The 25255-nt window shown below is 60.8% G+C and carries 24 protein-coding genes; 10 read left to right on the top strand and 14 right to left on the bottom strand.

The window, feature by feature from the left end; all coding sequences use genetic code 11:
• Window positions 1-3: 3 nt before the first annotated feature.
• Window positions 4-1155 (top strand): acyl-CoA dehydrogenase family protein, encoded by a 1152-nt coding sequence (locus NF676_RS13945; RefSeq protein WP_252886196.1) that lies wholly within the window; start codon window positions 4-6, stop codon window positions 1153-1155.
• A gap of 362 nt (window positions 1156-1517) precedes the next feature.
• Here the strand turns inward: NF676_RS13945 and NF676_RS13940 are convergent, their stop codons facing one another.
• The 6 genes from NF676_RS13940 to NF676_RS13915 all read right to left on the bottom strand — a co-directional run bounded on the left by NF676_RS13940 (window position 1518) and on the right by NF676_RS13915 (window position 8425).
• Entirely contained in the window at window positions 1518-2291 is a 774-nt protein-coding gene (locus tag NF676_RS13940; protein ID WP_016774718.1) for an enoyl-CoA hydratase, read from the bottom strand.
• A 15-nt stretch (window positions 2292-2306) separates the two neighbouring features.
• Window positions 2307-3434, bottom strand: a complete 1128-nt coding sequence (locus NF676_RS13935) for an acyl-CoA dehydrogenase (RefSeq protein ID WP_252886195.1) — start codon at window positions 3432-3434, stop codon at window positions 2307-2309.
• A gap of 142 nt (window positions 3435-3576) precedes the next feature.
• Complete coding sequence (locus NF676_RS13930; protein ID WP_252886194.1) at window positions 3577-4770, bottom strand: acetyl-CoA C-acyltransferase; 1194 nt, start codon at window positions 4768-4770, stop codon at window positions 3577-3579.
• Between the two features lie 12 nt (window positions 4771-4782).
• Window positions 4783-5544: an SDR family NAD(P)-dependent oxidoreductase gene (locus NF676_RS13925; RefSeq protein ID WP_206420287.1), complete on the bottom strand. Its 762-nt coding sequence runs from the start codon at window positions 5542-5544 to the stop codon at window positions 4783-4785.
• Between the two features lie 18 nt (window positions 5545-5562).
• Window positions 5563-7227: an AMP-binding protein gene (locus NF676_RS13920; protein ID WP_252886193.1), complete on the bottom strand. Its 1665-nt coding sequence runs from the start codon at window positions 7225-7227 to the stop codon at window positions 5563-5565.
• A gap of 184 nt (window positions 7228-7411) precedes the next feature.
• Window positions 7412-8425: an AraC family transcriptional regulator gene (locus tag NF676_RS13915; RefSeq protein ID WP_252886192.1), complete on the bottom strand. Its 1014-nt coding sequence runs from the start codon at window positions 8423-8425 to the stop codon at window positions 7412-7414.
• 290 nt (window positions 8426-8715) lie between these two features.
• Between NF676_RS13915 and efeU the strand changes: the two genes are divergently transcribed.
• From efeU to efeO (NF676_RS13895), 4 genes are read left to right on the top strand one after another with little or no spacing between them, the layout of a single operon-like run.
• On the top strand, window positions 8716-9555 hold the full coding sequence (gene efeU, locus NF676_RS13910; RefSeq protein ID WP_041480384.1) for an iron uptake transporter permease EfeU: 840 nt from the start codon (window positions 8716-8718) through the stop codon (window positions 9553-9555).
• Between the two features lie 8 nt (window positions 9556-9563).
• The gene (gene efeO, locus NF676_RS13905) at window positions 9564-10748 is read left to right on the top strand and encodes an iron uptake system protein EfeO (protein ID WP_252886191.1); all 1185 of its coding nucleotides are present in this window, start codon (window positions 9564-9566) and stop codon (window positions 10746-10748) included.
• A 17-nt stretch (window positions 10749-10765) separates the two neighbouring features.
• Window positions 10766-12064, top strand: a complete 1299-nt coding sequence (gene efeB / locus NF676_RS13900; RefSeq protein WP_252887939.1) for an iron uptake transporter deferrochelatase/peroxidase subunit — start codon at window positions 10766-10768, stop codon at window positions 12062-12064.
• Between the two features lie 26 nt (window positions 12065-12090).
• On the top strand, window positions 12091-12915 hold the full coding sequence (gene efeO / locus NF676_RS13895; protein ID WP_252887938.1) for an iron uptake system protein EfeO: 825 nt from the start codon (window positions 12091-12093) through the stop codon (window positions 12913-12915).
• Window positions 12916-13020: 105 nt separating this feature from the next.
• Here the strand turns inward: efeO (NF676_RS13895) and pssA are convergent, their stop codons facing one another.
• Window positions 13021-14364, bottom strand: a complete 1344-nt coding sequence (gene pssA, locus NF676_RS13890; RefSeq protein WP_252887937.1) for a CDP-diacylglycerol--serine O-phosphatidyltransferase — start codon at window positions 14362-14364, stop codon at window positions 13021-13023.
• Window positions 14365-14579: 215 nt separating this feature from the next.
• On the opposite strand from pssA, the gene NF676_RS13885 reads away from it, so the two are divergent.
• The 3 genes from NF676_RS13885 (at window position 14580) to NF676_RS13875 (ending at window position 16688) form a co-directional block, all read left to right on the top strand.
• Window positions 14580-15143: a TetR/AcrR family transcriptional regulator gene (locus NF676_RS13885; protein ID WP_223631346.1), complete on the top strand. Its 564-nt coding sequence runs from the start codon at window positions 14580-14582 to the stop codon at window positions 15141-15143.
• 54 nt (window positions 15144-15197) lie between these two features.
• Entirely contained in the window at window positions 15198-15677 is a 480-nt protein-coding gene (locus NF676_RS13880) for a nuclear transport factor 2 family protein (RefSeq protein ID WP_016774707.1), read from the top strand.
• A 231-nt stretch (window positions 15678-15908) separates the two neighbouring features.
• Window positions 15909-16688, top strand: a complete 780-nt coding sequence (locus NF676_RS13875; RefSeq protein ID WP_223631347.1) for a TSUP family transporter — start codon at window positions 15909-15911, stop codon at window positions 16686-16688.
• Here the strand turns inward: NF676_RS13875 and nudC are convergent.
• From nudC to NF676_RS13855, 4 genes are all read right to left on the bottom strand, one after another.
• The gene (gene nudC, locus NF676_RS13870; protein WP_252887936.1) at window positions 16656-17486 is read right to left on the bottom strand and encodes an NAD(+) diphosphatase; all 831 of its coding nucleotides are present in this window, start codon (window positions 17484-17486) and stop codon (window positions 16656-16658) included. The two genes, NF676_RS13875 and nudC, sit on opposite strands and share 33 nt — an antisense overlap.
• Window positions 17487-17493: 7 nt before the next feature.
• A complete protein-coding gene (locus NF676_RS13865; RefSeq protein WP_122881052.1) occupies window positions 17494-18306 on the bottom strand; it encodes a crotonase/enoyl-CoA hydratase family protein in 813 nt (270 codons plus the stop codon).
• A 186-nt stretch (window positions 18307-18492) separates the two neighbouring features.
• On the bottom strand, window positions 18493-19638 hold the full coding sequence (locus NF676_RS13860) for a PQQ-dependent sugar dehydrogenase (RefSeq protein ID WP_252887935.1): 1146 nt from the start codon (window positions 19636-19638) through the stop codon (window positions 18493-18495).
• Between the two features lie 52 nt (window positions 19639-19690).
• Window positions 19691-20011: a hypothetical protein gene (locus NF676_RS13855; RefSeq protein ID WP_095179998.1), complete on the bottom strand. Its 321-nt coding sequence runs from the start codon at window positions 20009-20011 to the stop codon at window positions 19691-19693.
• A gap of 188 nt (window positions 20012-20199) precedes the next feature.
• On the opposite strand from NF676_RS13855, the gene ku reads away from it, so the two are divergent.
• Entirely contained in the window at window positions 20200-21066 is an 867-nt protein-coding gene (ku, locus tag NF676_RS13850; RefSeq protein ID WP_252887934.1) for a non-homologous end joining protein Ku, read from the top strand.
• Window positions 21067-21197: 131 nt separating this feature from the next.
• Here ku and lpxO read toward each other — a convergent pair whose 3' ends face one another.
• On the bottom strand, window positions 21198-22097 hold the full coding sequence (lpxO, locus tag NF676_RS13845; protein WP_041480397.1) for a lipid A hydroxylase LpxO: 900 nt from the start codon (window positions 22095-22097) through the stop codon (window positions 21198-21200).
• 309 nt (window positions 22098-22406) lie between these two features.
• Between lpxO and NF676_RS13840 the strand changes: the two genes are divergently transcribed.
• Window positions 22407-22841, top strand: coding sequence for a hypothetical protein (locus NF676_RS13840; protein ID WP_056785950.1), 435 nt, complete (start codon window positions 22407-22409; stop codon window positions 22839-22841).
• A 33-nt stretch (window positions 22842-22874) separates the two neighbouring features.
• On the opposite strand, the gene NF676_RS13835 is transcribed toward NF676_RS13840, so the two are convergent.
• Window positions 22875-23819 carry a methyltransferase gene (locus NF676_RS13835; protein WP_252887933.1) on the bottom strand — a complete coding sequence of 315 codons (945 nt, stop codon included), beginning with the start codon at window positions 23817-23819 and terminating at the stop codon, window positions 22875-22877.
• Window positions 23820-23833: 14 nt separating this feature from the next.
• The gene (locus tag NF676_RS13830; protein WP_056785944.1) at window positions 23834-25201 is read right to left on the bottom strand and encodes an iron-containing redox enzyme family protein; all 1368 of its coding nucleotides are present in this window, start codon (window positions 25199-25201) and stop codon (window positions 23834-23836) included.
• Window positions 25202-25255 lie beyond the last annotated feature (54 nt).

The following is a 25255-nucleotide window of genomic DNA, read 5'->3' as shown; positions in this document are numbered from 1 at the left end:
GTCATGCACGATCTCGAACTGACTGAAGAACAAGTGATGATCCGCGACATGGCCCGGGATTTTGCCCGTGGCGAAATCGCGCCCCACGCCCAGGCCTGGGAAAAGGCTGGCTGGATCGACGACGCCCTGGTGGCGAAGATGGGCGAGTTGGGCTTGCTCGGCATGGTTGTGCCGGAAGAATGGGGCGGCACCTACGTCGATTACGTCGCTTATGCGCTGGCGGTTGAGGAAATCTCTGCCGGTGACGGCGCGACCGGCGCGTTCATGAGCATTCACAACTCGGTGGGCTGCGGCCCGGTGCTCAACTACGGCAGCGACGAACAGAAACAGACCTGGCTGGCCGACCTGGTCAGTGGGCAGACCATCGGTTGCTTCTGTCTGACCGAACCCCAGGCCGGTTCCGAAGCGCACAACCTGCGCACCCGCGCCGAACTGCGCGACGGCCAATGGGTGATCAACGGTGCCAAGCAATTCGTCAGCAACGGCAAACGGGCAAAACTGGCGATCGTCTTCGCGGTAACCGATCCGGACTTGGGCAAGAAAGGCCTGTCAGCGTTTCTGGTGCCGACCGACACGCCGGGTTTCATCGTCGATCGCACCGAACACAAGATGGGCATCCGTGCTTCCGACACTTGCGCGGTGACGCTGAACAACTGCAGCATCCCCGAGGCCAATCTGCTCGGCGAGCGTGGCAAGGGCCTGGCGATTGCCCTGTCCAACCTTGAGGGCGGACGCATCGGCATCGCCGCGCAGGCATTGGGCATTGCCCGGGCAGCGTTTGAAGCGGCGCTGGCCTACTCGAAAGACCGGGTGCAATTCGACAAGCCGATCATCGAGCACCAGAGCATCGCCAATCTGCTCGCGGACATGCACATGCAGATCAACGCCGCGCGGTTGCTGATCCTCCATGCAGCGCGGCTGAGGACGGCGGGTAAACCATGCTTGTCCGAGGCTTCGCAGGCCAAGCTGTTCGCATCGGAAATGGCCGAGAAGGTGTGCTCGTCGGCGATCCAGATTCATGGCGGCTATGGCTATCTGGAGGATTACCCGGTCGAGAAGTACTACCGCGATGCGCGGATTACCCAGATCTATGAAGGGTCGAGCGAGATACAGCGGATGGTGATTGCGCGGGATTTGAAGAACTATCAGTTGTAATGGCGTTGGCCCTTCCCCTCACCCCAGCCCTCTCCCCAGGGAGAGGGAGCCGACCGAGTCGGTTACGGATTCAGCGGCAACATTTCAGGTCGGCGTAATTCGCCCATATCACGCGGTCAGTCCCCTCTCCCCAGGGAGAGGGAGCCGACCGAGTCGGTAACGGATTCAGCGGCAGCCTTTCAGGTCGGCGTAATTCGCCCATATCACGCGGTCAGTCCCCTCTCCCCAGGGAGAGGGAGCCGACCGAGTCGGTTACGGATTCAGCGGCAACTTTTCAGGTCGGCGTAATTCGCCCATATCACGCGGTCAGTCCCCTCTCCCTGGGGAGAGGGCTAGGGTGAGGGGCTTTTGAAGCTCACACACTATTTGCCTTGGAATGCAGCCTCACGCTTGGCAATAAACGCCGCCATCCCTTCCTTCTGATCCTGCGTCGCAAACGCGGCATGAAACACCCGCCGCTCGAAACGCACGCCTTCGCTCAGGTTGACCTCGAACGCGCGGTTGACGCTCTCCTTGATCATCATCGCAATCGGCAGTGACTTGCCAGCGATCACCGCTGCGACTTTCAGCGCTTCATCAAGCAGCTCATCGCTCGGCACGATCCGCGCGACGATGCCGCAGCGCTCGGCTTCCACCGCGTCGATCATGCGCCCGCTCAGGCACATTTCCATGGCTTTGGCTTTGCCCACCGCGCGGGTCAGGCGCTGAGTGCCGCCCATGCCCGGCAGCACGCCGAGGTTGATTTCCGGCTGGCCGAATCTGGCGTTGTCGCCCGCCAGGATGAAGTCGCACATCAGCGCCAGTTCACAGCCGCCGCCGAGGGCGAAACCATTGACCGCGGCGATGATCGGCTTGCGTCGGTTGGCGACGCGATCGCTATCGCTGAACAGATCGTCCATGTAGATCTGTGGATAGGTCAGCTCAGCCATTTCCTTGATGTCCGCGCCGGCAGCGAAAGCTTTTTTCGAACCGGTGAGGACGATGCAGCCGATATGCGCATCGGCTTCCAGCGTATCGAGGGCGTGGTTCACTTCGCTGACCAGTTGCGCATTGAGCGCGTTCAGCGCCTGCGGCCGGTTGAGGGTGATCAGGCCAACGCGGTCGCGGGTTTCCAGCAGAATCGTTTCGTAAGTCATGAATAAAATTCCTTGTCAGAGATTGCGCGAAATGACCATGCGCTGAATGTCGCTGGTGCCTTCGTAGATCTGGCAGACGCGCACGTCGCGGTAGATGCGTTCCAGCGGGAAGTCGTTGAGGTAACCGTAACCGCCGAGGGTTTGCAAGGCCATGGAACAGACCTTCTCGGCCATTTCCGAGGCGAACAGCTTGGCCATCGACGCCTCGACCAGCGCCGGTTGGCCGCTGTCACGCAAGGCTGCGGCGTAATGCACCATTTGCCGGGCGACGGCAATTTGCGTGGCAATGTCCGCCAGGCGGAACGCCACGGCCTGATGCTCGATGATCGGCTTGCCGAAGGTGTCTCGCTCGCGGGCGTAATCACGCGCGGCCTCGAACGCAGCGCGGGCCATGCCGACGGCTTGTGAGGCGATACCGACGCGGCCGCCTTCAAGGTTGGCCAAGGCAATCTTGTAGCCCTCGCCCTCCTCGCCCAGCCGGTTGGCCACCGGCACTTTCACATCTTCGAAGAGGATCTGGCAGGTGTCGGAGGCGTGCTGGCCGAGTTTGTCTTCGACCCGCGCAACTTTGTAGCCGGGCGAGTCGGTCGGCACGATAAACGCGCTGATCCCGCGTTTGCCGGCGCTCGGGTCGGTGACGGCAAACACGATCACGATGCCGGCGTTCTGCCCGGAGGTGATGAACTGTTTGCAACCGTTGAGCACGTAGTGATCGCCGTCCAGCCGGGCGCGGGTTTTCAGGCTGCTGGCATCGGAACCGGCCTGCGGTTCGGTCAGGGCGAAGGCGCCGAGCATGGCGCCGCTGGCCAGCGGTTTGAGGAAGCGCTCGCGCTGGTCGTCATTGCCGAACTTGAGAATCGGCACGCAGCCGACCGAGTTGTGCACGCTCATGATCGTCGAGCACGCACCGTCGCCGGCGGCGATTTCTTCCAGAGCCATGGCGTAGGCCAGGTAGCCGGTGTCACAACCGCCCCACTGCTCCGGCACGAGCATGCCGAAGAAACCCAGCTCGGCCATCTCGGCGATGGCTTCCTTGGGGAAACGGTGCTCGCGATCCCATTCGGCGGCGAACGGCTTGAGCCGCTCCTCGGCAAACTGCCGGGCCATGTCGCGGATCTGGGTCTGGTCTTCGTTGGGGATCATGGTGAGTCCTTGAAATCTGAGTACGACATTGAACCCTGTGGGAGCGAGCCTGCTCGCGAAAGCGGTGTATCAGTCACGCATGTGCCGGCTGAAACGACGTCTTCGCGAGCAGGCTCGCTCCCACAGTTGATCGGCGATGCCTTCAGTAAACGCATTCCACAGCCATGGCCGTGGCTTCGCCGCCGCCAATGCAGATCGCCGCAATGCCGCGCTTGAGCTGTTTCTGCCGCAGCGCCGCGAGCAACGTCACCAGAATCCGCGCCCCCGACGCACCGATCGGATGGCCCAGCGCGCAGGCGCCGCCGTGCACGTTGAGCTTGTCGTGGGGAATCTCCAGGTGCGTCATCGCCGCCATGCCGACCACGGCAAACGCTTCGTTCACTTCAAACAGATCCACTTGATCCAGCGTCCAACCGGTCTTCTTCACCAGTTTCTTGATCGCGCCAATCGGTGCGGTGGGAAACAGCCCAGGGGTATCAGCGAACGCAGCGTGGCCATGAATCACCGCCAGCGGCTTGAGGCCCAGTTGCTGCGCGTGGGACTGGCGCATCAGCACCAACGCCGCCGCGCCGTCGGAAATCGAGCTGGAGTTGGCTGCGGTGACCGTGCCACCGTCGCGGAACGCCGGTTTCAGCGAGGCAACCTTGTCGAGTTTGGCTTTTGGCGGCTGCTCATCGTTGCTGATCACTACCTGCTCTTTGCCGACGGTCACCGTCAGCGGGACGATTTCGTCCTTGAAGCTGCCGTCCTTGATCGCCTGTTGCGCGCGGGTGGTCGAAGTAATGGCGAAAGCGTCCTGCGCCTCGCGGCTGAAGCCGTTGGTCTCGGCGCAATCCTCAGCGAAGGTGCCCATCAGGCGGCCCTTGTCATAGGCGTCTTCGAGGCCGTCGAGGAACATCGAATCGAGCACGCGGCCATGGCCCATGCGATAGCCGGCGCGGGCGCGGTCGAGCAGGTACGGCGAGTTGGACATGCTTTCCATGCCGCCAGCGATCACCACGTCGGCACTGCCGGCAAGCAGCATGTCGTGGGCCATGATGGTGGTCTGCATGCCCGAGCCGCACATCTTGTTGACCGTGGTGCAGCGCGTCGATTTATCCAGCCCGGCACCCAGCGCAGCCTGACGTGCCGGCGCCTGGCCAAGGCCGGCGGGCAGTACGCAACCGAACAGCACCTCGTCGACCGCATCACTGGCGACACCGGCGCGTTCGACCGCAGCCTTGATCGCCGCCGCGCCGAGTTGCGTTGCGGTAAGGCTTTTCAACTCGCCCTGAAAACCGCCCATCGGCGTGCGGACGGCGCTGACGATAACAATCGGATCATTGAACATAGTCATGACTAATCCTCCTTACTTGGCGGCCATGCGCAAGGCGCCGTCGAGACGGATCACCTCGCCATTGAGCATGCTGTTTTCGATGATGTGGCGCACCAGCGCGGCGTATTCGGCGGGCTTGCCCAGACGCGGCGGGAATGGCACACCCGCGGCCAGCGAGTCGCGCACTTCCGGGGTCATGCCGGCCATCATCGGCGTTTCGAAAATGCCCGGTGCGATGGTCATCACGCGAATGCCGAAGCGCGCCAGCTCGCGGGCGGCCGGCAGGGTCAGGCTGGCGATCGCGCCTTTGGATGCCGAGTACGCGGCCTGGCCGATCTGGCCGTCGAACGCTGCGACCGACGCTGTGTTGATGATCACGCCACGCTCACCGTCAGCATTGGCCTCGCTCTCGGCAATCGCCGCAGCGGCGAGGCGCAGCATGTTGAAACTGCCGATCAGGTTGACGTTGATCACTTGCGCAAAGCTGCTGAGTGCGTGCGGGCCATTCTTGCCGAGGATCTTCTCGCCACGCACGATGCCCGCGCAGTTGATCAGGCCGTTGAGGCTGCCAAATGCGGCAACGGTCGCCTGCACAGCGGCTTCGGCGGCAGCTTCATTGCTGATGTCGCCAACCACACTTTGCGCACCGAGGCGCTGGGCCTGCGCGGCGACGGCTTCGGCGTTCATGTCGACCAGCATGACTTTGGCGCCGGCACTGACCAGCAATTCAGCGCTGGCGGCACCAAGGCCGGAGGCGCCGCCGGTGACGATAAAAACCTTGTTCTCGATCTGCATGACGGTGTTTCCTTGGATTCAAGCTGAAACGTTGTGCGCCGCGGCCTCTTGAGCCTTGGCGATTTCCTGGTTGCGCAAGATAAAGCGCTGCAATTTGCCACTCGGGGTTTTGGGCAATTCGCTGACAAATTCGATTTCACGCGGGTACGAATGCGCCGCCAGACGCTTGCGTACGTGTTGGCGCAGCTCTTCGGCCAACTCCGGCGCGGCGCGGTACTGCGGGCTCAGCACGACAAAGGCTTTGACCAGTTCGGTGCGTTCCGGGTCGGGTTTGCCGACGACCGCCGCTTCGATCACAGCCGGGTGTTCGATCAGCGCGCTTTCCACGTCGAACGGGCCGACGCGGTAGCCCGAAGTGGTGATCACATCATCACTGCGGCCGACGAAGCTGATGCTGCCGTCCGGGTTCCACTCCACGGTGTCGCCGCTCAGGTAGTAGTTGCCGACGAAGGCCTTGGTCGGCGCGCCTTCGTAGCCGCCGAACCAGCACATCGGCGACTGCGGGCGGTCGATGGCAAGAATGCCCGGCTGACCGACGCCGAGTTCGTTGTATTGCTCATCAAGCACGACGATGCGATGGCCCGGCGAAGCGAAACCAGCGGCGCCGACATGCACCGGGTGCTCCAGGCCGTGGTGGTTGCACAGCACCATGCCCAGTTCGGTCTGGCCGTAATGGTCGTGAATGACCACCTCGAGGTTGTCAGCGAACCAGCGGATTACTTCCGGGTTCAGCGGCTCACCGGCGCTGCTGACGATGCGCAGTTTGCCCTTGATCGATCTGGCGAACTCCTCTCCCCCGGCTATCAGCAAGCGATAGGCAGTGGGCGAACCGGTGAGATTGGTGATGCCATATTTGTTGATCACCCGGCAGGTGCTTTCGAGGGTGAACGGGCCATCGTAGAAGGTGATTGGATGGCCCAGCGCCAACGGCCCGGTGACGCCGAAATAAATGCCGTAGGCCCAGCCCGGATCAGCGACATTCCAGAACGCGTCTTCAGGACGCAGGTCCACCGCATCACGGGTGTAGCTCTGGAAGGCGACGATGGCTTTGAGCGGCACTGACAGCGCTTTCGCCGGCCCCGTGGTGCCCGAGGTAAACATCAGCAGGAACGGGTCTTCGCCGGTCAGCAATACCGGCTCGCAGACATTGGAATAGTTGGCCAGCTCAGCCCAGAAGCTGAAATCTCCACGTACGATGCCCTGACCTTTGGCGCTACCAACGGTGACGATGGTCGGGCATGCGCTGACTTCATTGAGCTTGGGGCGATTGACCGCATCGGTCGCCACGACCTTCGCCCCGGAGCTGTTCAGGCGATGTTCGAGAGCTTTCGGCCCGAATGCGGTAAACAGCGGCTGATACACCGCGCCGATGCGCCAGGTGGCGAGCACGGTGATGAGTAATTCGACGTTGCGCGGCAGCAGGCCGGCGACCTTGTCGCCCTTCTGCACGCCCTGGGCGAGGAGGAAATTGGCGAAACGCGCGGCTTTGTCTTGCAGATCAGTGAAGGTGTAAGTCGCACTTGAGCCGTCGCGACCTTCCCAGAACAACGCAATTCGCCCGGGCAAGGCATGGCGGTCGCAACATTCGACGCAGGCGTTGAGTGCCGCAAGCGTACCGCTGAGTGACGCGTCGACGGTGTGCTGATAATCGAACTGTTCGGTGGCAGACAAGTAATCGCGCATTGCCAGAATCCCTCGGTGTTTTTATTAGGCTGGGAACCGTAAACAACACAGGGATAGTCGCGCCGCGCGGGGCTCGGGGCAATGGTCAAAGTTATCAAAGTGGCTGACTGGTTTGGCCAAGCCTTTTGAGGGGAATGGTCACGCGGCCCTGGGTGGGAGCGAGCCTGCTCGCGCAGGCGTCGGGTCAGACCACCTCATTAAGGATCAGTGTGCGGTAATGCCCCGGGTTCGACCCGGACCACTTGCGAAACGCCTTGTAGAACGAACTGGCATCAGCAAAACCCAGCCGTGCAGCGATCTCGACGAAACTGATCGAGGGCTCTGCCAGCCAGGTGATTGCGAGCTCCTTGCGCACACTGTCCTTGAGGCCCTGATAGGTCTGCCCTTCCTCCGCCAGTCGCCGGCGAAGGGTCGACGCGGACATGCACAGTTGCTGGGCCAGCGCCTCGGTTTCCGGCCAGTGCTCGGCGGGCACTTGCCGCAGATCGTGCTTGATCCGGCTGGCCAGGCTGTCGGGGTCGCGGTACTTGACCAGAATGTTGGCCGGCGCCTGGGCCAGGAAGCGCTTGAGTTCTTCGGCACTGCGTTTGACCGGCAGATCGAGGCAATCGGCGGAAAAGATTATCCGCGTACGTGGGCGCTCAAACCGCAGGTTTTCCGAAAACATCACCCGATAGTCGTCGGTGAAGTCCGGTTCGGCGCAGCGCAGTTCAATCGCCAGAATCGGAATCCGCCGCCCGGCCAGCCAGCACGCGACGCCGTGCACGATCATCCAGTAAGTGAAATAGGTAAAGGCGCGGCGCGGTTCGGCGTCGTCTTCGAGCAGGACGATTTCCGCAAGGCTCTGCTGATGCACCAGTTGCGCCGGCAGTTTTTCCAGCATCAGCGACAGGAACGTCAGACCGGTATCCAGCGCCGCCAGCGTCGGTTGCGCCATGGCGCTGCGACACAGAAACGCCAGGCTGCCGGACTTGAGCGGGCGCGGGTCCATGCCGAAGAACTCGTCATCACCGCGTCGTGCCAGCAGGCGCCAGAGTCTGGCGTATTGCGAGGCCGGCACCCTGCCCTCATCGGCCGTTAACAGAGCCGGATCGATGCCGACCTTGCTCAACGCCTCATCCGTCGCCGCGCCCGGGGCACAACTTTGCAGCAGCGCTTCGCGCACCAGTTGAATGGCAATGGTGTCTTTTTCCGCCATGGAGCGAGGTGAGCCTTGTTGTTTTTTGGGTGGTGGGCATCTTAACCCAGCTGCTGAAGTCACCGCAGGGCCAATGTGGGAGCGAGCCTGCTCGCGAAGGCGGTGTGTCAGACACGGATGCGTCACAGGCATACCGCATTCGCGAGCAAGCTCGCTCCTACAGGTAACTCGGCGATTCAAACATCGCAGTTGTTCAGCTCAGGTTCAGCTAAATGTCAATGAATGCCATTTGGGAATGAGTGTCATTATGTTACAACTTAGCCTCCTATCTAAATCGCTGTGGCTCGCCAATGCTCGTTCCCTTTTTGATCATGTTGCGCGAAGGCATCGAGGCCGCGCTCATCGTCGGCATCATTGCCAGTTATTTGCAGCAGACCGGCCGTGGCCAATGGATGCCAGCGGTATGGATCGGCGTCTTCCTCGCCGCCGCCCTTGCCCTGCTGGTCGGTGGTGGTCTGGAGCTGGTCAGCGCTGAATTCCCGCAAAAGCAGCAGGAGTTGTTCGAAGGCGTGGTCGGTCTGGTCGCCGTGGGCATTCTCAGTTCGATGGTGTTCTGGATGCGCAAGGTCGCGCGGTCGATCAAGCACTCGCTGCAAGCCTCGCTGGATCAGGCGCTGACGCAATCCAGGCATCAGGTGATTGCATTGATCGCCATGGTTTTCTTCGCCGTCGCTCGCGAAGGCCTGGAGACGGTGTTCTTCCTGCTCGCCGTGTTCCAGCAAAGCGAAGGCCCGGGCGCGCCGATTGGCGCCCTGCTCGGCCTGATCCTGGCGGTGATCGTCGGTTTCCTGATCTACAGCGGCAGCATGCGCCTCAACCTCTCGGCGTTCTTCAAGTGGACCGGATTGTTCATCCTCGTGGTCGCCGCCGGGATTCTCGCCAACTCGGTGCAGGCGTTGCATGAAGCCGGGCTGTGGAATCACCTGCAGACCGTGCTGTTCGACTTCAGCGCGACGCTGCCGATGGACGGCCCGCTGGGCTCGGTGCTGGCCGGCATGTTCGGTTATCAGGATGCGCCGACCGTCAGCACCTTGGGCGCGTACCTGATTTATCTGCTGCTGGCACTGGTGATGTTCTTCATGCCCGCGCCTCGCCAGGCGACGCCAACCACTTCCGTTTCCAGCCAATAAGGCCCTTCATGTCTACTACCCAAACACCTCCGGCCCTGCGTTGGGCGCTGGCCGGCTCGGTGCTGCTGATGGTCGCCGCCGGCGGGCTGTTCTGGTACGCCTCGAACATGGCCGCCGCCAAGCGTCAGCACAACCACGATGAAATCGTCGTAAACATCCATCCGCACAGTTGCGAGCCAAATGCCCTGACGGTGCCCGCCGGCCGCGCCAGTTTTCGCATCGTCAACCGCTCCGAGCGTGCGGTCGAGTGGGAAATTCTCGACGGCGTGCTGGTGGTCGAAGAGCGGGAAAACATCGCGCCGGGCCTGAGCCAGGTGATCAATGCCAACCTGCAACCGGGCGACTATGCGATCACCTGCGGCTTGCTCAGCAACCCGCGCGGCACCTTGCACGTGACGCCGACGGCAGCCTCGGATGCCGCGGCCAAGGCCAAGCCGTCGATGGTCGCGTTCGTCGGGCCGTTGTCGGAGTTTCGCGTGTATCTGGCCGTTCAGGGCAGCGCGTTGATCAAAGCGGTGACGGCGCTGAACCAGGCGATCGCCAGTGGTGATCTGGCGCAGGCGCAAGCGTTGTACCTGCCGGCGCGTGCCGCTTATCAGCGTCTGGCGCCGGCGGCGCAGCGTCTGGCCGAGCTGGACAACCACATCAATGCCCGCGCCGATTATTTCGAAAAGCGCGAGCAGGATCCGGCGTTCGTCGGTTTCCATCGCCTCGAATACGCGCTGTTCGAGCAACGCAAACTCGACGATGTCGCGCCGATTGCCCAGCGCTTGCTCGCTGACGTCACCACCCTCAAGCAACAGTTGCTCGCGCAGTCGCTGCCACCGGAGCAACTGGTGAGTATCGTCGTGCGCAACCTCAACAGCCTCGCCGATGTGCGCGCTGGCAGCGGCGAGGAAGAACGCTACAGCCACAGCGATCTCAACGGTTTCGCCGCCAACGCGCAGACCGCGCGCAAGGTCGTCGACCTGTTGCGCCCGATGCTGAGCAAATCCTCCGCTGACGTGTTGGCGAATGTCGACCAGGCCATGAGTGACTTCGACAACCAGCTCAACGCGTTCAAATCCGCCGATGGCTACGTCAGTTACGACGCCGTGACCGCCGCGCAACGCCAGCAGATCGCGGCCAAAGCCAAGGCTCTGGCCGCGGCAATGGATGGCATCGACCCCGCCCTCGGCCTTTCCGGCCTGTAAGCAGAAGACCACGACAGATGAACGATTCAGAACCTCTCAACCTGCAACGACGTCGCGTGCTGATGGGCATGGGCGCCGCCGGTGTCGCCCTTGCCGGCTCGGCGCTGAGCTGCCCGGCCATGGCCGCGCAGCCTGCGCAAGTCACCGAAGCGCCGAGCAGCGACAAGACCGAAGATCGCCACGATTTCCACGGTGTGCACCAGACCGGCATCGTCACCCCGCGCCCGGCCTCCGGGATGCTGGTGGCGTTCGATGTGCTGGCCAGCGATCGCGAAGACCTCGAGCGGCTGTTCCGCACCCTCAACGAACGCATCGCGTTTTTGATGAAGGGCGGCCCGGTCGCGCAGATCGACCCGAAACTGCCACCGCTGGACTCCGGCATCCTCGGCCCGGTGGTCACCCCGGACAACCTGACCATCACCGTTTCTGTCGGCGATTCGCTGTTCGACGAGCGCTTCGGTCTGGCGGCGGCAAAGCCCAAGCGTCTGCAACGCATGGTCGGTTTTCCCAACGATGCGCTGGACGCCGATTGCTGCCATGGCGACCTCAGTCTGCAGTTCTGCGCCAACACTGCCGACACCAACATTCACGCCCTGCGCGACATCGTCAAGAATCTTCCTGATCTGTTGCTGGTGCGCTGGAAACAGGAAGGCAGCGTCCCGCCGCAAGCCCCGGCCAAACCCGGTGTACCGGCGCAGTCGGCGCGCAACTTTCTCGGTTTTCGCGATGGCTCGGCCAACCCCGATTCCAACGACGCCAAGGCCATGGAGCGGATTGTCTGGGTACAACCGGACAGTGACGAACCGGCCTGGGCTGCCCACGGCAGTTACCAAGCGGTGCGCATCATCCGCAACTTCGTCGAGCGCTGGGATCGCACGCCGTTGCAGGAGCAGGAAAGCATTCTCGGCCGGGTCAAGAGCAGCGGCGCGCCCATCGGCGGCCACAAAGAAAGCGAAGTGCCGGATTACAGCAAGGATCCGGCCGGCAAGCTGACCAGGCTCGATGCGCACATTCGTCTGGCCAACCCGCGCACCGCCGCGACCCAGGCCAATCTGATCCTGCGGCGGCCGTTCAACTACTCCAACGGCGTCAACAAGAACGGCCAGCTCGACATGGGCCTGCTGTTCATCTGCTACCAGGCCGATCTGGAAAAAGGCTTTATCACCGTGCAAACCCGCCTCAACGGCGAACCGCTCGAGGAATACCTCAAACCGGTCGGCGGCGGTTACTTCTTCACCCTGCCCGGCGCTACCGGAGATGACGACTTCATCGGTCGCTCGTTACTCGCTGCCACCTCCCAAAACAAAACCGCATGACACCCAACCGACACTGGAGCCGCCCCATGAAAAAGACGCCACTCGCGTTATTGCTGACCCTTGGTTTGCTCAACACCCCGCTGTCGGCGTTCGCCGCGACCGCGCCGCTGGATCTGGTGGGGCCGGTGTCGGACTACAAGATTTACGTCACCGAAAAGCTCGATGAACTGGCCAGCCACACCCAGCAGTTCACCGACGCAGTGAAGAAAGGCGATCTCGCCACCGCGCAGAAGCTCTACGCGCCGACGCGGGTCTATTACGAGTCGATCGAGCCGATCGCCGAGCTGTTCAGCGATCTCGATGCGTCCATCGACTCGCGTGTCGACGATCACGAAAAAGGCGTAAAGGCCGAGGACTTCACGGGCTTTCACCGGATCGAATATTCGTTGTTCGCGGAGAAATCCACCCAAGGCCTGGACGCATTGGCGGACGGTTTGAACAAAGACGTGCAGGATCTGCAAACCCGTGTGGCCGGTCTGACCTTCCCGCCGGAGAAAGTCGTTGGCGGCGCTGCTGCGCTGTTGGAAGAAGTGGCGGCGACGAAGATTTCCGGCGAGGAAGACCGCTACAGCCACACTGACCTGTATGACTTCCAGGGCAATATCGACGGCGCGAAGAAGATCGTCGACTTGTTCCGCCCGCAGATCGAACAGCAGGACAAGGCGTTCGTAGCGAAAGTCGACAAAAACTTCGCCACGGTCGACAGGATTCTGGCCAAGTACAAGACTGCGGATGGCGGATTTGAGACCTATGACAAGGTCAAGGACAACGACCGCAAAGCGCTGGTCGGGCCGGTGAATACGCTGGCGGAAGATTTGTCGATGATGCGCGGGAAGTTGGGTCTGAACTGATTTTTTAGCCTCTGGTCTGGCCCCTTCGCGAGCAGGCTCGCTCCCACAGTTGGAATGCATTTCCCTGTGGGAGCGAGCCTGCTCGCGAAAGCAATTGCGGACGCTCTAGAGAATCCGGTAGAGCAACCGCTCAATCCTCACCCGACTCACCCGCTTGAGAAACTTCGCCACCCCTGCCGGGTAATCCGGCAGTGTTTCCAGGGCCTGGAAGCTGTCGATCCGCGTGGTATGGCGGAAGATGTTTTCCAGCTCTTTCGCCCGTGGCTCCAGCCACTCGCCTTTCGGGTCTTCGATCAGCAGCGCGTTTTCCAGGTCGAGGCGGAACGCCCGTGGGTTGAGGTTGTTGCCGGTCAGCAAGGTGTAGCGCTGATCGATCCACATGCCTTTAAGGTGATAGGTGTTGTCACCGTCGCGCCACAAGTGCAGGTTCAACTGGCCACTGTCGATGCTGTGCTGATGGCGTTTGGCGAAGCGGCGCAGGCTGATTTCGTACAGATACGGCAGCGCGGCGATCACCTTGAACGGCTCGCTCGGCGGAATGTAGAAATCGTTGGCAGTCTTGTCGCCGACCACGATATCGATCTTCACGCCACGGGCCAGCGCGCGGTTGATCTCACGGATCACGCCCAGGGGCAGGTTGAAGTACGGCGTGCAGATGGTCAGCTGCTTTTGCGCGCTGGCGATCAGCTCGAGAATCGCCCGGTTCAGCGGGTTGTTCTTGCCGACGCCGAGCAGTGGCGTGACCGACAGACCTTCTCGGCTGGTGCTGCCGGCGCCGGTGTCATAGGTCGCGTATTTCAGACGGCTGCGCAGGTCGCCGATGTCGTTGCGCAGGCTGCGGGTAGTCGGCAGGTTGGGCAGGTCGAGGCGGTGCACGGCTTTCGATTCGATCAGGCCATGCTTGACTAGGTGATGCATCGAATCCGCCAGCTCGCGACTGCGCAGCACGTGGTAACGGTCGAAACGGTACTTGTCGAGTTTGTGCAGGTAGACGTTGTTGAGGCTCGCGCCGCTGTAGACCACCTTGTCGTCAATCACGAAGCCTTTGAGGTGCAGCACGCCGAACAGCTCGCGGGTCTGCACCGGCACGCCGTAGATCGGCACTTCGCTCTGATGTGTGCGGGTCATGTCCTGATACCAGGCGGCGTTGCCCGGCTGCTTGCCCGCGCCGATCAGGCCGCGCTGGGCGCGCAACCAGTCAACCACCACGGCGATTTCCAGTTCGGGACGCTTGAGTTTGGCAGCGTGCAGGGCATCGAGGATTTCCTGGCCGGCTTCGTCCTGCTGCAGATACAGCGCGACGATGTAGATGCGCTGGGTCGCTGCGGCGATTTGCTCGAGCAGGCAGCGTCGGAATTCGGCAGCACTGGACAGAATGCTCACCGCCTCGGCGGTCAGCGCGAAGCTGCGCAGTTTGGGCAGCAGAGAACGTTTGAAAAGCAACGGCATAAGGCTCGCAAGGTTCGATTCCGAAGAGTTTGAGAGCTTACACCATCGTCTGCGCCGGGTCTTGTCAGTGTCCGTAATGGCCCCTTCGCGAGCAGGCTCGCTCCCACCGTTGAAATGCATTTCCCTGTGGGAGCGAGCCTGCTCCCGAAAGCGTTTTCACACACGCCGAAGAAAATCGCTTGACCAAGGAGAACACTCGTTCTACTGTTCGCCACATGAACGAATCAATCAGCAATGACACACGCGACATCATTCTGGATGTCACCGAAAAGTTGATCTACAAAAGTGGCATCGCTGCCACCAGCATGGATCTTCTGGTGAAGACCGCCGGCGTCTCCAGAAAAAGCATTTACCGTTACTTTGCCGACAAGGACGCACTGGTTGTCGCAGCGCTTCAGCGACGCGATGTTCGCTGGATGCACTGGTTCACACATGCTGTCGATCAGGCCGAAACCCCGGTTGATCGCCTGCTCAACCTGTTTACCGTGCTCAAGGGCTGGTTCGACTCGGAAGGCTTTCGCGGCTGCGCCTTTATCAACACCAGCGGCGAAACGGGCGATCCGCAGGATCCGGTGCGGCTGGTGGCCAAAGAACACAAACAGAAGCTGCTCGACTACGTGTGCGAGCTGTGTACCGAATATGGCGCCGAGGATCCGCAACTGCTGGCCAGACAGTTGCTGATCCTGATTGAAGGCGCCATTACCGTAGCGCTTGTGATGGGTGATCACAGTGCCGCCGATAATGCGCAATGCATGGCGCGAAAGTTATTGGGCCTGTAACTCTTAATAAGCCGGACTTGTTGTTCATACATTAAATGAATCAGGAGATTGAACATGTCGACTGCAGCCCAGGTACGTCCGCCATTGCCGCCATTCAACCATGCGTCAGCGATCGAGAAGGTGCGCCTCGCCGAGGATGGCTGGAACAGCCGCGATCCGGAAAAGGTGTCGCTCGCTTACACCCTCGACACCAAGTGGCGCAATCGCGCCGAGTTCGCTAACAACCGCGAAGAGGCCAAGGCATTCCTGACGCGCAAGTGGGCGAAGGAACTCGATTATCGCTTGATCAAAGAACTCTGGGCCTACTCCGATACGCGCATCGCCGTGCGTTACGCCTATGAATGGCACGACGATTCGGGCAACTGGTTCCGCTCGTACGGTAACGAGAACTGGGAGTTCGATGACAACGGCCTGATGTTCCAGCGCTATGCCTGCATCAACGACATGCCGATCAAGGAAAGCGAGCGCAAATTCCACTGGCCGCTGGGCCGCCGGCCGGATGATCATCCGGGGCTGAGTGAACTCGGTCTCTAAAGCCAACCCACCCCTGTGTAGGAGCTGCCGAAGGCTGCGATCTTTTGATCTTGATTTGATCGTTCCCACGCGCCCCAGAAGATCGCAGCCTTCGGCAGCTCCTACACAGGAATGTATTCCAGACTGTAATTGAGGACGGCATGCTCTGGCTCGCCGCAACAGTTCGATACAGGTAACATAACCGCCCTCCCCGCAGCCCACGTTCTGCGCCTTGCCGAATAAGCCGAATCCATGCCTTTCGAACTCAGCGTTGACCTCACCACCCTGGCCATTCTGGCTGCTGTTGCTTTCCTTGCCGGTTTCATCGATGCCATCGCTGGCGGTGGCGGTCTGTTGACTACGCCGGCGCTGCTGACGGCGGGCCTGCCGCCGCACCTGGTGCTGGGCACCAACAAGCTGAGTTCGACTTTCGGTTCGGCGACCGCCAGCTTCACCTTCTACAAGCGCAAACTGTTCCACCCACGCCAGTGGACCCACGCGATTGTCGGCACTCTGGTCGGCGCGCTGACTGGCGCGGTGGTTGCGCATTACCTGCCGGCCGAGTGGCTGAACAAGATGCTGCCGGTGATCGTTTTCGCCTGCGGCCTGTATTTGCTGTTTGGTGGCACGCCTAAAGCGCCGCTGGACAGCGATGCGCCGATCAAAAAGAAATGGCAATCGACGCAAGGCTTCAGCCTCGGCTTCTACGATGGCGTGGCCGGCCCCGGCACGGGGGCGTTCTGGACAGTCAGCAGTCTGCTGCTGTACCCGATCGACCTGGTCAAGGCCAGCGGCGTGGCGCGCAGCATGAACTTTGTCAGCAACATCGCGGCGCTGTCGGTGTTCATCTTCTCCAGTCAGGTCGACTGGATCATTGGCTTGTGCATGGGCCTGTCGGTGATGGTCGGGGCTTTCTTTGGCGCGCGCACCGCGATCAGCGGCGGCGCCAAATTCATTCGTCCGGTGTTCATCACCGTCGTGCTCGGGCTGACTGTGCGCTTAGCCTGGCAACACTGGTTCAGCGTGGCCTAAGCGCCGCGCCACATAGACGTCGATCAGGTAACGGGCAATCGAACGCGACGCTGGCAACGGCGGCAACTCGTGCACGTTGAACCACTGAGCGTCCTCGATCTCGTCTTCCTGACAGACAATCTCGCCACCGGCATATTCGGCATGGAAGCCGAGCATCATCGAGTGCGGGAACGGCCAGCACTGGCTGCCGATGTACTGGATGTTCTTCACTTCAATCTGCACTTCCTCGCGAACTTCGCGAATCAGGCAATCCTCGGCTGATTCCCCCGGCTCGGCGAAACCGGCCAGCGTGCTGTAAACCCCGGAGACGAAACGCGGCGAGCGTGCCAGAAGGATTTCGTCGCCACGGGTAATCAGCACGATCATGCTCGGTGAAATGCGCGGATAACTGCGCAGCTCGCACGGCTGGCAATACATCGCTCGTTCGCGCGGTACTTGTGTCATCGGCTGGCCACAGTTGCCGCAGAAGCGATGCTCGCGAGCCCAAGTGCCGATCTGTGCGGCATAACCGAGCACTTTGTACAGCGTGTGATCGCCTTCGAGCATGAACGCCCGCAAGCCTTTCCAGCCGCATCCGGGCACATCGCTGACGCTGCGCAACTCAAGCAGATAGACCGGTTCGCCATCCAGATGACCAATCCCATGCTCGGCGAGGACTGAAAGGTCCTGGCGCTTGAGCCATTCGCGCGGGAACAAGGCGCCATTGTCATCGAACAGAAAGCCTTCCGGGCTGCGCGCTACGGCCCAGCCGCCGGGTTGATCGGTGTCGAGTACTGCAGTGGTCCAGCGAGAGGTCATGGTTAACTCAATCCAGAAATTCGGGTTTCTGTTTGCTCATGTGGGCGGCCATGGCCACGCGCAGATCGGTGGATTGCAGCATGGCGGCGTTCCAGGTGGCAACGTATTCGAGACCATCGTCGATGCGATGATCGCGCATGTAGCTGATCATTTCCTTGGTGCCGGTCACGGCAATCGGCGACTTCGCCGCGATGTCACGGGCAATGCCGAATACGCCTTCGAGCAGTGTGTCCTTGTCGCTGTAGACGCGATTGACCAGGCCCATGCTGCGTGCTTCCTCGGCGCCAAAGGTGCGACCGGTGTATGCCAGTTCACGCAGCATGCCGTCTCCGATGATTCGCGGCAACCGTTGCAGCGTACCGACGTCAGCGGCCATGCCGATGTCAATTTCCTTGATGGAAAATTGCGCGTCCTCGGCGGCATAACGCATGTCACAAGCCGAGATCAGATCGATCGCCCCGCCCAGGCAATAGCCCTGAATCGCAGCAAGCACCGGTTTGCGGCAGTTGTCGACGGCGTTGAACGAGGCTTGCAGATTAAGGATCTTGCGCCGCAGCAGGCGCGCATTGCGGCCCACGTCCTTGCCCAGCTCATTGGCGACGCCGGCAAGCATCATCAGGTCGATGCCGGAAGAAAAATGTTTGCCATTACCGCTGAGCACCACCACGCGGACTTCGTCGGTATCGTCGATCCATTGGAATATCTCGATGATTTCGCTCCAGAACGCCGCGTTCATTGCGTTGATCTTTTCCGGGCGATTGATCTGCACATGCGCGATGTTGTCGGCCAGTTCGACGCTGAAGGCGGAGTATTGAGTCATGGCAGTGATCCTTTACCGAGCTGGGAAATAAGGCCCGAACTATAACAAGGCAACGGGGCGGCGGTTCGGCCAAATGCGGGACTGACTGGCGCGGCTGATTGGGGAGCAGCCGAAGGCTGCGATCTTTTGGGACGCGCAGCGTCCCGGGCTGCATTCCCACGCAGAGCGTGGGAACGATCGATTGGCTTATTTAAGCCCCAGCCTGTACAGCGAGCCATTTTCTTCATCCGTCAGCACATACAGATAGCCATCCGGCCCTTGGCGCACATCGCGTATGCGCTTGTTCAACTCACCCAGCAAACGCTCCTCATGGACGACTTTGTCGCCATCGAACTGCAGGCGAATCAGTTCCTGACTCACCAGTGCGCCGATAAACGCGTTGTGCTGCCACGGCGTGAAGCGATCGGCGTCGTAGAACGCCATGCCGGTAACCCCGGGGGATTTTTCCCAGACATGATGCGGCGCCACGGTGCCTTCAGCAGTTTTGCCCTTGGCCTCTGGAATCGGCTGCATCGAGTAATTGATGCCATGGGTCGCCAACGGCCAGCCGTAGTTTTTGCCGCGCTCGATGATGTTCACTTCATCACCGCCACGTGGCCCGTGTTCGTTCTCCCACAGCGTGCCGGTCCACGGATTGAGCGCCGCGCCCTGCGGGTTACGCAGGCCATAGGACCAGATTTCAGGCCTGACACCGGATTGGCCAACGAAAGGGTTATCGTCCGGCACTTTGCCGTCCGGGAAGATGCGTACGACTTTGCCTTGCAGCTTGTCGAGGTCCTGCGCAGTCGGGCGGTCGTTGTTTTCGCCGAGGGTGATGAACAGATACCCGTCGCGATCGAACACCAGGCGTGAACCGAAGTGGTTGCTCACCGACAGTTTCGGTTCCTGACGGAAGATCACATTGAAGTCCTTCAGCGTCTTCAGGTCATCGGAAAGCCGTCCGCGCCCTACCGCCGTACCAGCGTTGCCGCCCTCACCACCGCCTTCTGCGTACGACAGGTAGACCATGCGGTCCTGCTTGAAGTCTGGCGACAGCGCCACATCAAGCAAACCGCCCTGCCCTTTGGCCCAGACTTGCGGCACGCCACTGATCGGCTCCGACAGTTTGCCGTCCTTGCTCACAACGCGCAGATGACCCGGACGTTCGGTCACCAGCATGCCCTTCTGATCAGGCAGAAACGCCAGTGCCCAGGGATGTTCCAGGCCTTGGGCAATGGTGGTGACTTCAAGAATGCCCTGTTCGCTTTTCAGCTCTTTGGGCGCGGCGGCGAACGCCGGGGCACTGATCAGCGCGGCGGCGCAGCAGGTGGCTAGTAGGGTTTTACGCAACATGCACGATTCCTTTTGTTCGTGTGAAAGACTGACAGAACATCAGTCCTGCCGTTCAACGGTTGTTGCCGGTGCCCCGTGAGGGCGGGTTGGGAATGAAGGTTGGCGGATTGCTCGGCACCGAACGAATCGGTTGACCATTGCCGATGCCGCGATTTTCAACGGTCGGCTGACGTGGCACGGGAACGGTGTTCGGCCCGCGAAGCGGCGGAGCGCTGGGCTGGGTGCCCTGCATGCTGTTGGGATTGGCCCGGCGGATCGGGCTGTTGTAGGGATTGTTGCTGTTGCCGGTGGGGCTTTGTGCGAGCACGACATCGGCATGAACCAGGCCACCACTTAAGGCGAGGACGGCGATGCCAATCAGAAACCGGTTCATGGGAATACCTCTCGATGTGCGTGGACTAGAGCCTTGGAGCCCACGCTACGCCGTGGGTTCGGATTTGTTAACCCTCGTGCCTTAAACAACATGTAACACGGCTTGACCGTACCGCTGGAAGCCGCGCAATCACTGGAAACTTTCTCGCCGCGCCACGGGTCACCTGATCATCACTCGGAGGACAAGTCATGGCTCGGGCAATCTGGAAAGGCGCAATCAGTTTTGGACTGGTACACATCCCCGTGGCGCTGGTTTCAGCGACGTCGTCCCAAGGCGTGGACTTCGATTGGCTCGACAGCCGCAGCATGGACCCGGTGGGCTACAAACGCATCAACAAGGTCACCGGCAAGGAAGTCACCAAAGAGAACATCGTCAAAGGCGTGGCCTACGAAAAGGGCCGCTACGTGGTGCTCAGCGAGGAAGAAATCCGCTCGGCGCACCCCGTCTCGACACAGACCATCGACATTTTCTCGTTCGTCGACGCCGAGCAGATTCCGCTGCAGAACATCGACACGCCCTATTACCTGGCGCCAGACAAGCGCGGCGGCAAGGTCTACGCGTTGCTGCGCGAAACCCTGAGCAAAACCAACAAGGTCGCCCTCGCCCGCGTTGTCCTGCATACCCGTCAATACCTGGCCGCGTTGATGCCGCTGGAGTCGGCGCTGGTTCTGGTGAAACTGCGCTGGCCGCAGGAAGTGCGCAGTCTTGATGAACTGGCGCTGGGCAGTGAAGTGACCAAACCGCAATTGGCCAAGGGTGAGCTGGACATGGCCAAACGTCTGGTTGAAGACATGACCTCGGAGTGGTCGCCTGAGGACTACAAGGACGAGTTCGAAAACAAGATCATGGCGCTGGTCGAGAAAAAAGCCCACGAAGGCAAGATCGAGGACGTCGAGACCACCACTGGCGAGGAAGAACGCAAGACTGCCGATGTTATCGACTTGACCGAGCTGCTCAAACGCAGCCTCGGCGGCAAGGCACCGGCCAAGCCCAAGGCCAAATCAACCAGTAAGGCGGCGCCGGCGAAGAAGACTCGGAAGGCGTCCGGGGAGTAAGCGTTGGGCCAGCTAGAGGTATGTTTGAAGTGAGGCCGCCTTCGCGAGCAGGCTCGCTCCCACAGGGAAACGCATTTCAAAATGTGGGAGCGAGCCTGCTCGCGAAGAGGCCGGTACTGACACCGCAAGTCTCAGATCAGAATAAAGATCGCCAACAACGCCGCAAAAATCGCCCACTTCTCCAGGTAATACCGCGTACGGTTGCGCTTCTTCAGCTCTTTGCCGCGCAAACGGATCTTGTAGATCTTGGTAAACAAGCGGTTGATACCACCGGTCTTGTCCCCCGCATCATTCGGCGCGCCTGCCGCTGACATCACGGTGCGGCTGAACCAGCGGTTGAACGCCGCCGCCCAGCGGTACTTCAACGGCCGCTCAATGTCACAGAACAGAATGATCCGGTTCTGATCCGTGGTGTTTTCAGCGTAATGAATAAACGTCTCGTCGAACATCACCGCTTCGCCATCGCGCCAGTGATAGTTCTCACCGTCGACGTTGATATAGCAGCCGGGATCATTCGGCGTATCCAGACCCAGGTGATAACGATAGGAACCGGCGTACGGATCGCGGTGGCGCACCAGCTTAGAGCCCGGTGGCAGCTCGGCAAACATCGCCGCCTTGATTGAGCCGATGCTCTGCACCAATTCAGTGGTGCGGGGGCACAGCTTCATCGCCGATGGATGGCTGTCGCCGTACCACTTGAGGTAGAAGCGCTTCCAGCCAGTCTTGAAGAAAGAGTTGAAGCCGACATCGTCATACTGATTCGAGCGCTTGATCTCGCCGGCACGCAACAGATTCTGGCCCTCCTCGCGAATCTCTTGCCAGTGCGCCTGCAACGGGCTCAGATCGGGAAAGTCCGCCGGGTTCAGATACGGCTTGTTGGGAATTTTCGAAAACAGATAGAGGAAGCAGTTGATCGGCGCGAGGAACGTCGAGTGGTCACTCAGTTGCCGCCCCAGCTTGTGGCGCACGCGTCCACGCAAGTGAACGTAAGCAATAGAGATGACATAAACAGCGGCAATGATGAGTTTCACGGAAAAGGGTCACACGTCAAAAGTGAACAAACTGCGCGCGTGGCGACCTGAGGCCCAGCGTCTTATGCAGCGGTCTTGATGCACAGGGCGCGTCCATGGCCCGCGCCGTTTCCGGGCGCTCGGTGAAAGGGTGGCATTTTAGCCACAGTTCGTAACCGATAGTGAACCCTCAACTGTGAAAAACTGTCTTGCCTGCTTTTGTGTAATGCCTGCGCGTCATACAAACAGGCGCAACGCCCGTTGCTCATTTCGATGGAACCACGCTTGGCACGCGCTCCTCTATCGCTTACCAATAACGGAGGAACCCCCATGATCGCCCCACAAACCGGTATGAAACCAGGTCAGCGCTATCGCATTGAAAGCGTCGAGCGCGCGCCGCAATTCTCTGGCTTTTTTCTCGATGGAAAGTATTACCTGGGGCCTGAATTGCAGACCGCCGTCGGCTGGCTTGAAGGGCAAATGTTTTTCTACGACCAGCTCGACCCGACCGGTGAGCCGGTTTATCCGGGCAGAATTGCCGGCACGATCGAAGGGCTGACGCTGGTGATGCCGGACGGCTTACGCCTGGAGATCGAAGAGGCGCCTTATCTGGCGGAACCTCTTGCGCCGGTGCGCGCCTCCCTCACCGGGCGCATCGAGCGTATCTCGCGGCAGCCGATTCGCCCTTCGCCGCTGTTGGTAGCCGGGGCCGCGATGCTGGTAGGGGTTTGCCTGCTGACGATCTCGCGCATCAGAAATCGCTGAAGGCCACCGCGTCAGCAGTGGCCCACACGTCGGTCACTGCTCCCGGGTTACCGTCAGTGCGACCACGGCGATTCGCTCGGCGCGCTCATATTCCGGCTTGAGCAATTCCTCACTGAACACGTCCGGATCGAGTTCACGATAAGTCCAGCCAAAACGTTCGCCCTTGAGCAGAGGCGCCACGGCCTCGCGGAACGGGTCCTGCCCGGCAACGATCGCTACGCCGGTATACACAAGTAACGTGCCGCCGACTTCCAGGCGCGGCAACGCCTCACGCACGATCCGCACCGACAAGCCCTCGCCCAGCGCCCCGCCGCCGTGGCGATAAGCGCGCTGTTGCTGGTCGTTCATATACGGCGGGTTGGCGATGATCAAGTCGAACTGACCTTCGACACTGGCGAGCAGATCACTGTGGTACACCGACACGTTGTTGGCCCCGGCCAGCTCAGCGTTGACGGCACTCATGCGCAACGCCTGCGGATTGATATCCACCGCCAGCACTTGGGCATCCGGCCTTGCTTTGGCGATGAGCACCGCCCCGGCGCCGCTGCCGCAGCCGATGTCTACTGCGCGCATGATCGGCGAAAAGCGCTGCTGCAACTGCGCTTCTATGGCCTGAGCGAAACGGTAGGTATCCGGACCGAAGAACACCGCATCGCTCGCGGTTGTCGGGAAGGCGGAATGAGCGAACAACCGCTCATTGAGCGTCGACCAGCGCACTTGACTGCGCCACACCGCGCCATCGCGTTCGACTACGCCGGCCTGCTCCAGCGTGGCCAGTTCTTCTGCGCGAAACAGCTCTGAAGGAAACGGCATCGACCAGCCAAACACATCACGCAGATCTTTCGCCAAAGGCGTGGCAAAGCGCTGCAGAAAACGTTCGTGGGTCAACGGCGTTGGGGTAATGAAGTGATAACCGCTGTCGAGCAGGCGCTTGCCCAGCTCGAACAGCGCTCTGTCCGATGTTTCTTGTGCCGACATGAAGCCTCCTTGTTTCAACGCAAGCGGGCGCGCAGTTGCATGAAGCGACGCGTCGCGAAAAGTCCGGCCGGACGCCAGTGCCGCTGGGGTTGCAGCCATGGCATCAACAATGACATCTGTTCGGCGGCAGGCTTGTCGGCCAGTGCCGCTTCCAGGTTGAGCAGATCGGCGTCATCGTCAAAGGTTTCTTCGACGGCAGCTTCGCGGCGTACGTAAGGCCGAGGCCGGGAGGCCGGGCAATCCTGAGTGATCCAGTCGCGCAACAGCTGTTTCTCATAACCGTTGAACACACCGAACATCGCCGCGTCGCTGCCGTCGATCAACCGCCAGAAGCGACTTTCTTCCACCGCCTCGCCGCGTTTGATCCAGCTTTTGCGCTCCAGCGCCGAAAGAAACTCGCCCATCTGTCCCGGCGTGGCCAGCCACTGATTGATGGTGCGGTTTTCGATGCGGCAGTAGTCGGAATGCATGTGCCGGCCAAAGACAGCTTTACGCTCAAGCATGGCGATGACTTCGTGGTCCAGATCAAACTCTGTGATGACGGCGGTTGTGCCTTTGCCCACGTCGTTGAGGCGATAACCGACGGCCATGCGCCGGTAGAACTCATCGCGTTCATCGCCAAGTGGCAACAGCTCGAGCATTGATTGCACTGCCTTGCGCGCATGGCCGGTGCTGGCGTTGTCGATGGTCACGTGCAGGCGGAAATAGTGCGGATCGATGCCCAGCTCCGCTAGCTCATAAGCACTGATCAACAAGTGCAGCGGCAGTTGCTCGTAGCCGAGGTTGAAGCCGATGACTTCTGGCAGAAACTGCCCGCCGAAACGTCCCAGTGCCAGCTGCACCGCGCCTTGCAGAAAATACTCGTCGGCAAGACCGCTCAGATCAGAGCATTCATGCTCGGCGAGCAGCTTGCGATAGATCACCACATGATTCTGCCGTGGCACGCCCTCGCCCAGCTCTTCAAGATAGGTATCGAGCAAATCGTCGAAACGCGGGTCCTGCCACTGCGGCAACAGCCCGGCCAACCAGGCGCCATCGACCTCTTTGGTCGGTGCCACATGCAAGATGAAATACAACGCGTGGGATTTGTTGCGGAAATAGCGGCGCGGCGCGCCCTGCTGACGTTGCTCGAGGTAATCGGCGTACTCGGCCGCCACGCTGGCGCAGCGGGTTTCCGACCATTGCAGCAGCTCTTCGGCGCTGGCCGGCAAATCGTCAGACAGCGCAGCCGCCTTGCTCAGCTGCCGGCGCAGGAAGTCCAGTGCCGCACGATCAACCGTGGAGTCTTCCGCCAGCAATCGGTCATAGAGCCGGCGCTCGGTATCCGCCGGCGTGGATGTTTTACCCGAAGACTTCCTGGTCGGGATTTCGATCAGCGACATGACTCATTCCCCTGCGTTATTGGCATTGCCTATAAACGAAAGAGTGATTGGCGC

It is taken from the genome of Pseudomonas siliginis (genome assembly GCF_024072275.1).
GTDB classification, from domain to species: domain Bacteria; phylum Pseudomonadota; class Gammaproteobacteria; order Pseudomonadales; family Pseudomonadaceae; genus Aquipseudomonas; species Aquipseudomonas siliginis.
This window is presented reverse-complemented; position numbering and strand designations above follow the sequence as displayed.

Coding starts and splice junctions, on each gene's coding strand:
- NF676_RS13945 (WP_252886196.1), top strand. CDS start 4: ATGCACGATCTCGAACTGACTGAAGAACAAGTGATGATCCGCGACATG.
- NF676_RS13940 (WP_016774718.1), bottom strand. CDS start 2,291: ATGACTTACGAAACGATTCTGCTGGAAACCCGCGACCGCGTTGGCCTG.
- NF676_RS13935 (WP_252886195.1), bottom strand. CDS start 3,434: ATGATCCCCAACGAAGACCAGACCCAGATCCGCGACATGGCCCGGCAG.
- NF676_RS13930 (WP_252886194.1), bottom strand. CDS start 4,770: ATGACTATGTTCAATGATCCGATTGTTATCGTCAGCGCCGTCCGCACG.
- NF676_RS13925 (WP_206420287.1), bottom strand. CDS start 5,544: ATGCAGATCGAGAACAAGGTTTTTATCGTCACCGGCGGCGCCTCCGGC.
- NF676_RS13920 (WP_252886193.1), bottom strand. CDS start 7,227: ATGCGCGATTACTTGTCTGCCACCGAACAGTTCGATTATCAGCACACC.
- NF676_RS13915 (WP_252886192.1), bottom strand. CDS start 8,425: ATGGCGGAAAAAGACACCATTGCCATTCAACTGGTGCGCGAAGCGCTG.
- efeU (WP_041480384.1), top strand. CDS start 8,716: ATGCTCGTTCCCTTTTTGATCATGTTGCGCGAAGGCATCGAGGCCGCG.
- efeO (WP_252886191.1), top strand. CDS start 9,564: ATGTCTACTACCCAAACACCTCCGGCCCTGCGTTGGGCGCTGGCCGGC.
- efeB (WP_252887939.1), top strand. CDS start 10,766: ATGAACGATTCAGAACCTCTCAACCTGCAACGACGTCGCGTGCTGATG.
- efeO (WP_252887938.1), top strand. CDS start 12,091: ATGAAAAAGACGCCACTCGCGTTATTGCTGACCCTTGGTTTGCTCAAC.
- pssA (WP_252887937.1), bottom strand. CDS start 14,364: ATGCCGTTGCTTTTCAAACGTTCTCTGCTGCCCAAACTGCGCAGCTTC.
- NF676_RS13885 (WP_223631346.1), top strand. CDS start 14,580: ATGAACGAATCAATCAGCAATGACACACGCGACATCATTCTGGATGTC.
- NF676_RS13880 (WP_016774707.1), top strand. CDS start 15,198: ATGTCGACTGCAGCCCAGGTACGTCCGCCATTGCCGCCATTCAACCAT.
- NF676_RS13875 (WP_223631347.1), top strand. CDS start 15,909: ATGCCTTTCGAACTCAGCGTTGACCTCACCACCCTGGCCATTCTGGCT.
- nudC (WP_252887936.1), bottom strand. CDS start 17,486: ATGACCTCTCGCTGGACCACTGCAGTACTCGACACCGATCAACCCGGC.
- NF676_RS13865 (WP_122881052.1), bottom strand. CDS start 18,306: ATGACTCAATACTCCGCCTTCAGCGTCGAACTGGCCGACAACATCGCG.
- NF676_RS13860 (WP_252887935.1), bottom strand. CDS start 19,638: ATGTTGCGTAAAACCCTACTAGCCACCTGCTGCGCCGCCGCGCTGATC.
- NF676_RS13855 (WP_095179998.1), bottom strand. CDS start 20,011: ATGAACCGGTTTCTGATTGGCATCGCCGTCCTCGCCTTAAGTGGTGGC.
- ku (WP_252887934.1), top strand. CDS start 20,200: ATGGCTCGGGCAATCTGGAAAGGCGCAATCAGTTTTGGACTGGTACAC.
- NF676_RS13840 (WP_056785950.1), top strand. CDS start 22,407: ATGATCGCCCCACAAACCGGTATGAAACCAGGTCAGCGCTATCGCATT.
- NF676_RS13835 (WP_252887933.1), bottom strand. CDS start 23,819: ATGTCGGCACAAGAAACATCGGACAGAGCGCTGTTCGAGCTGGGCAAG.
- NF676_RS13830 (WP_056785944.1), bottom strand. CDS start 25,201: ATGTCGCTGATCGAAATCCCGACCAGGAAGTCTTCGGGTAAAACATCC.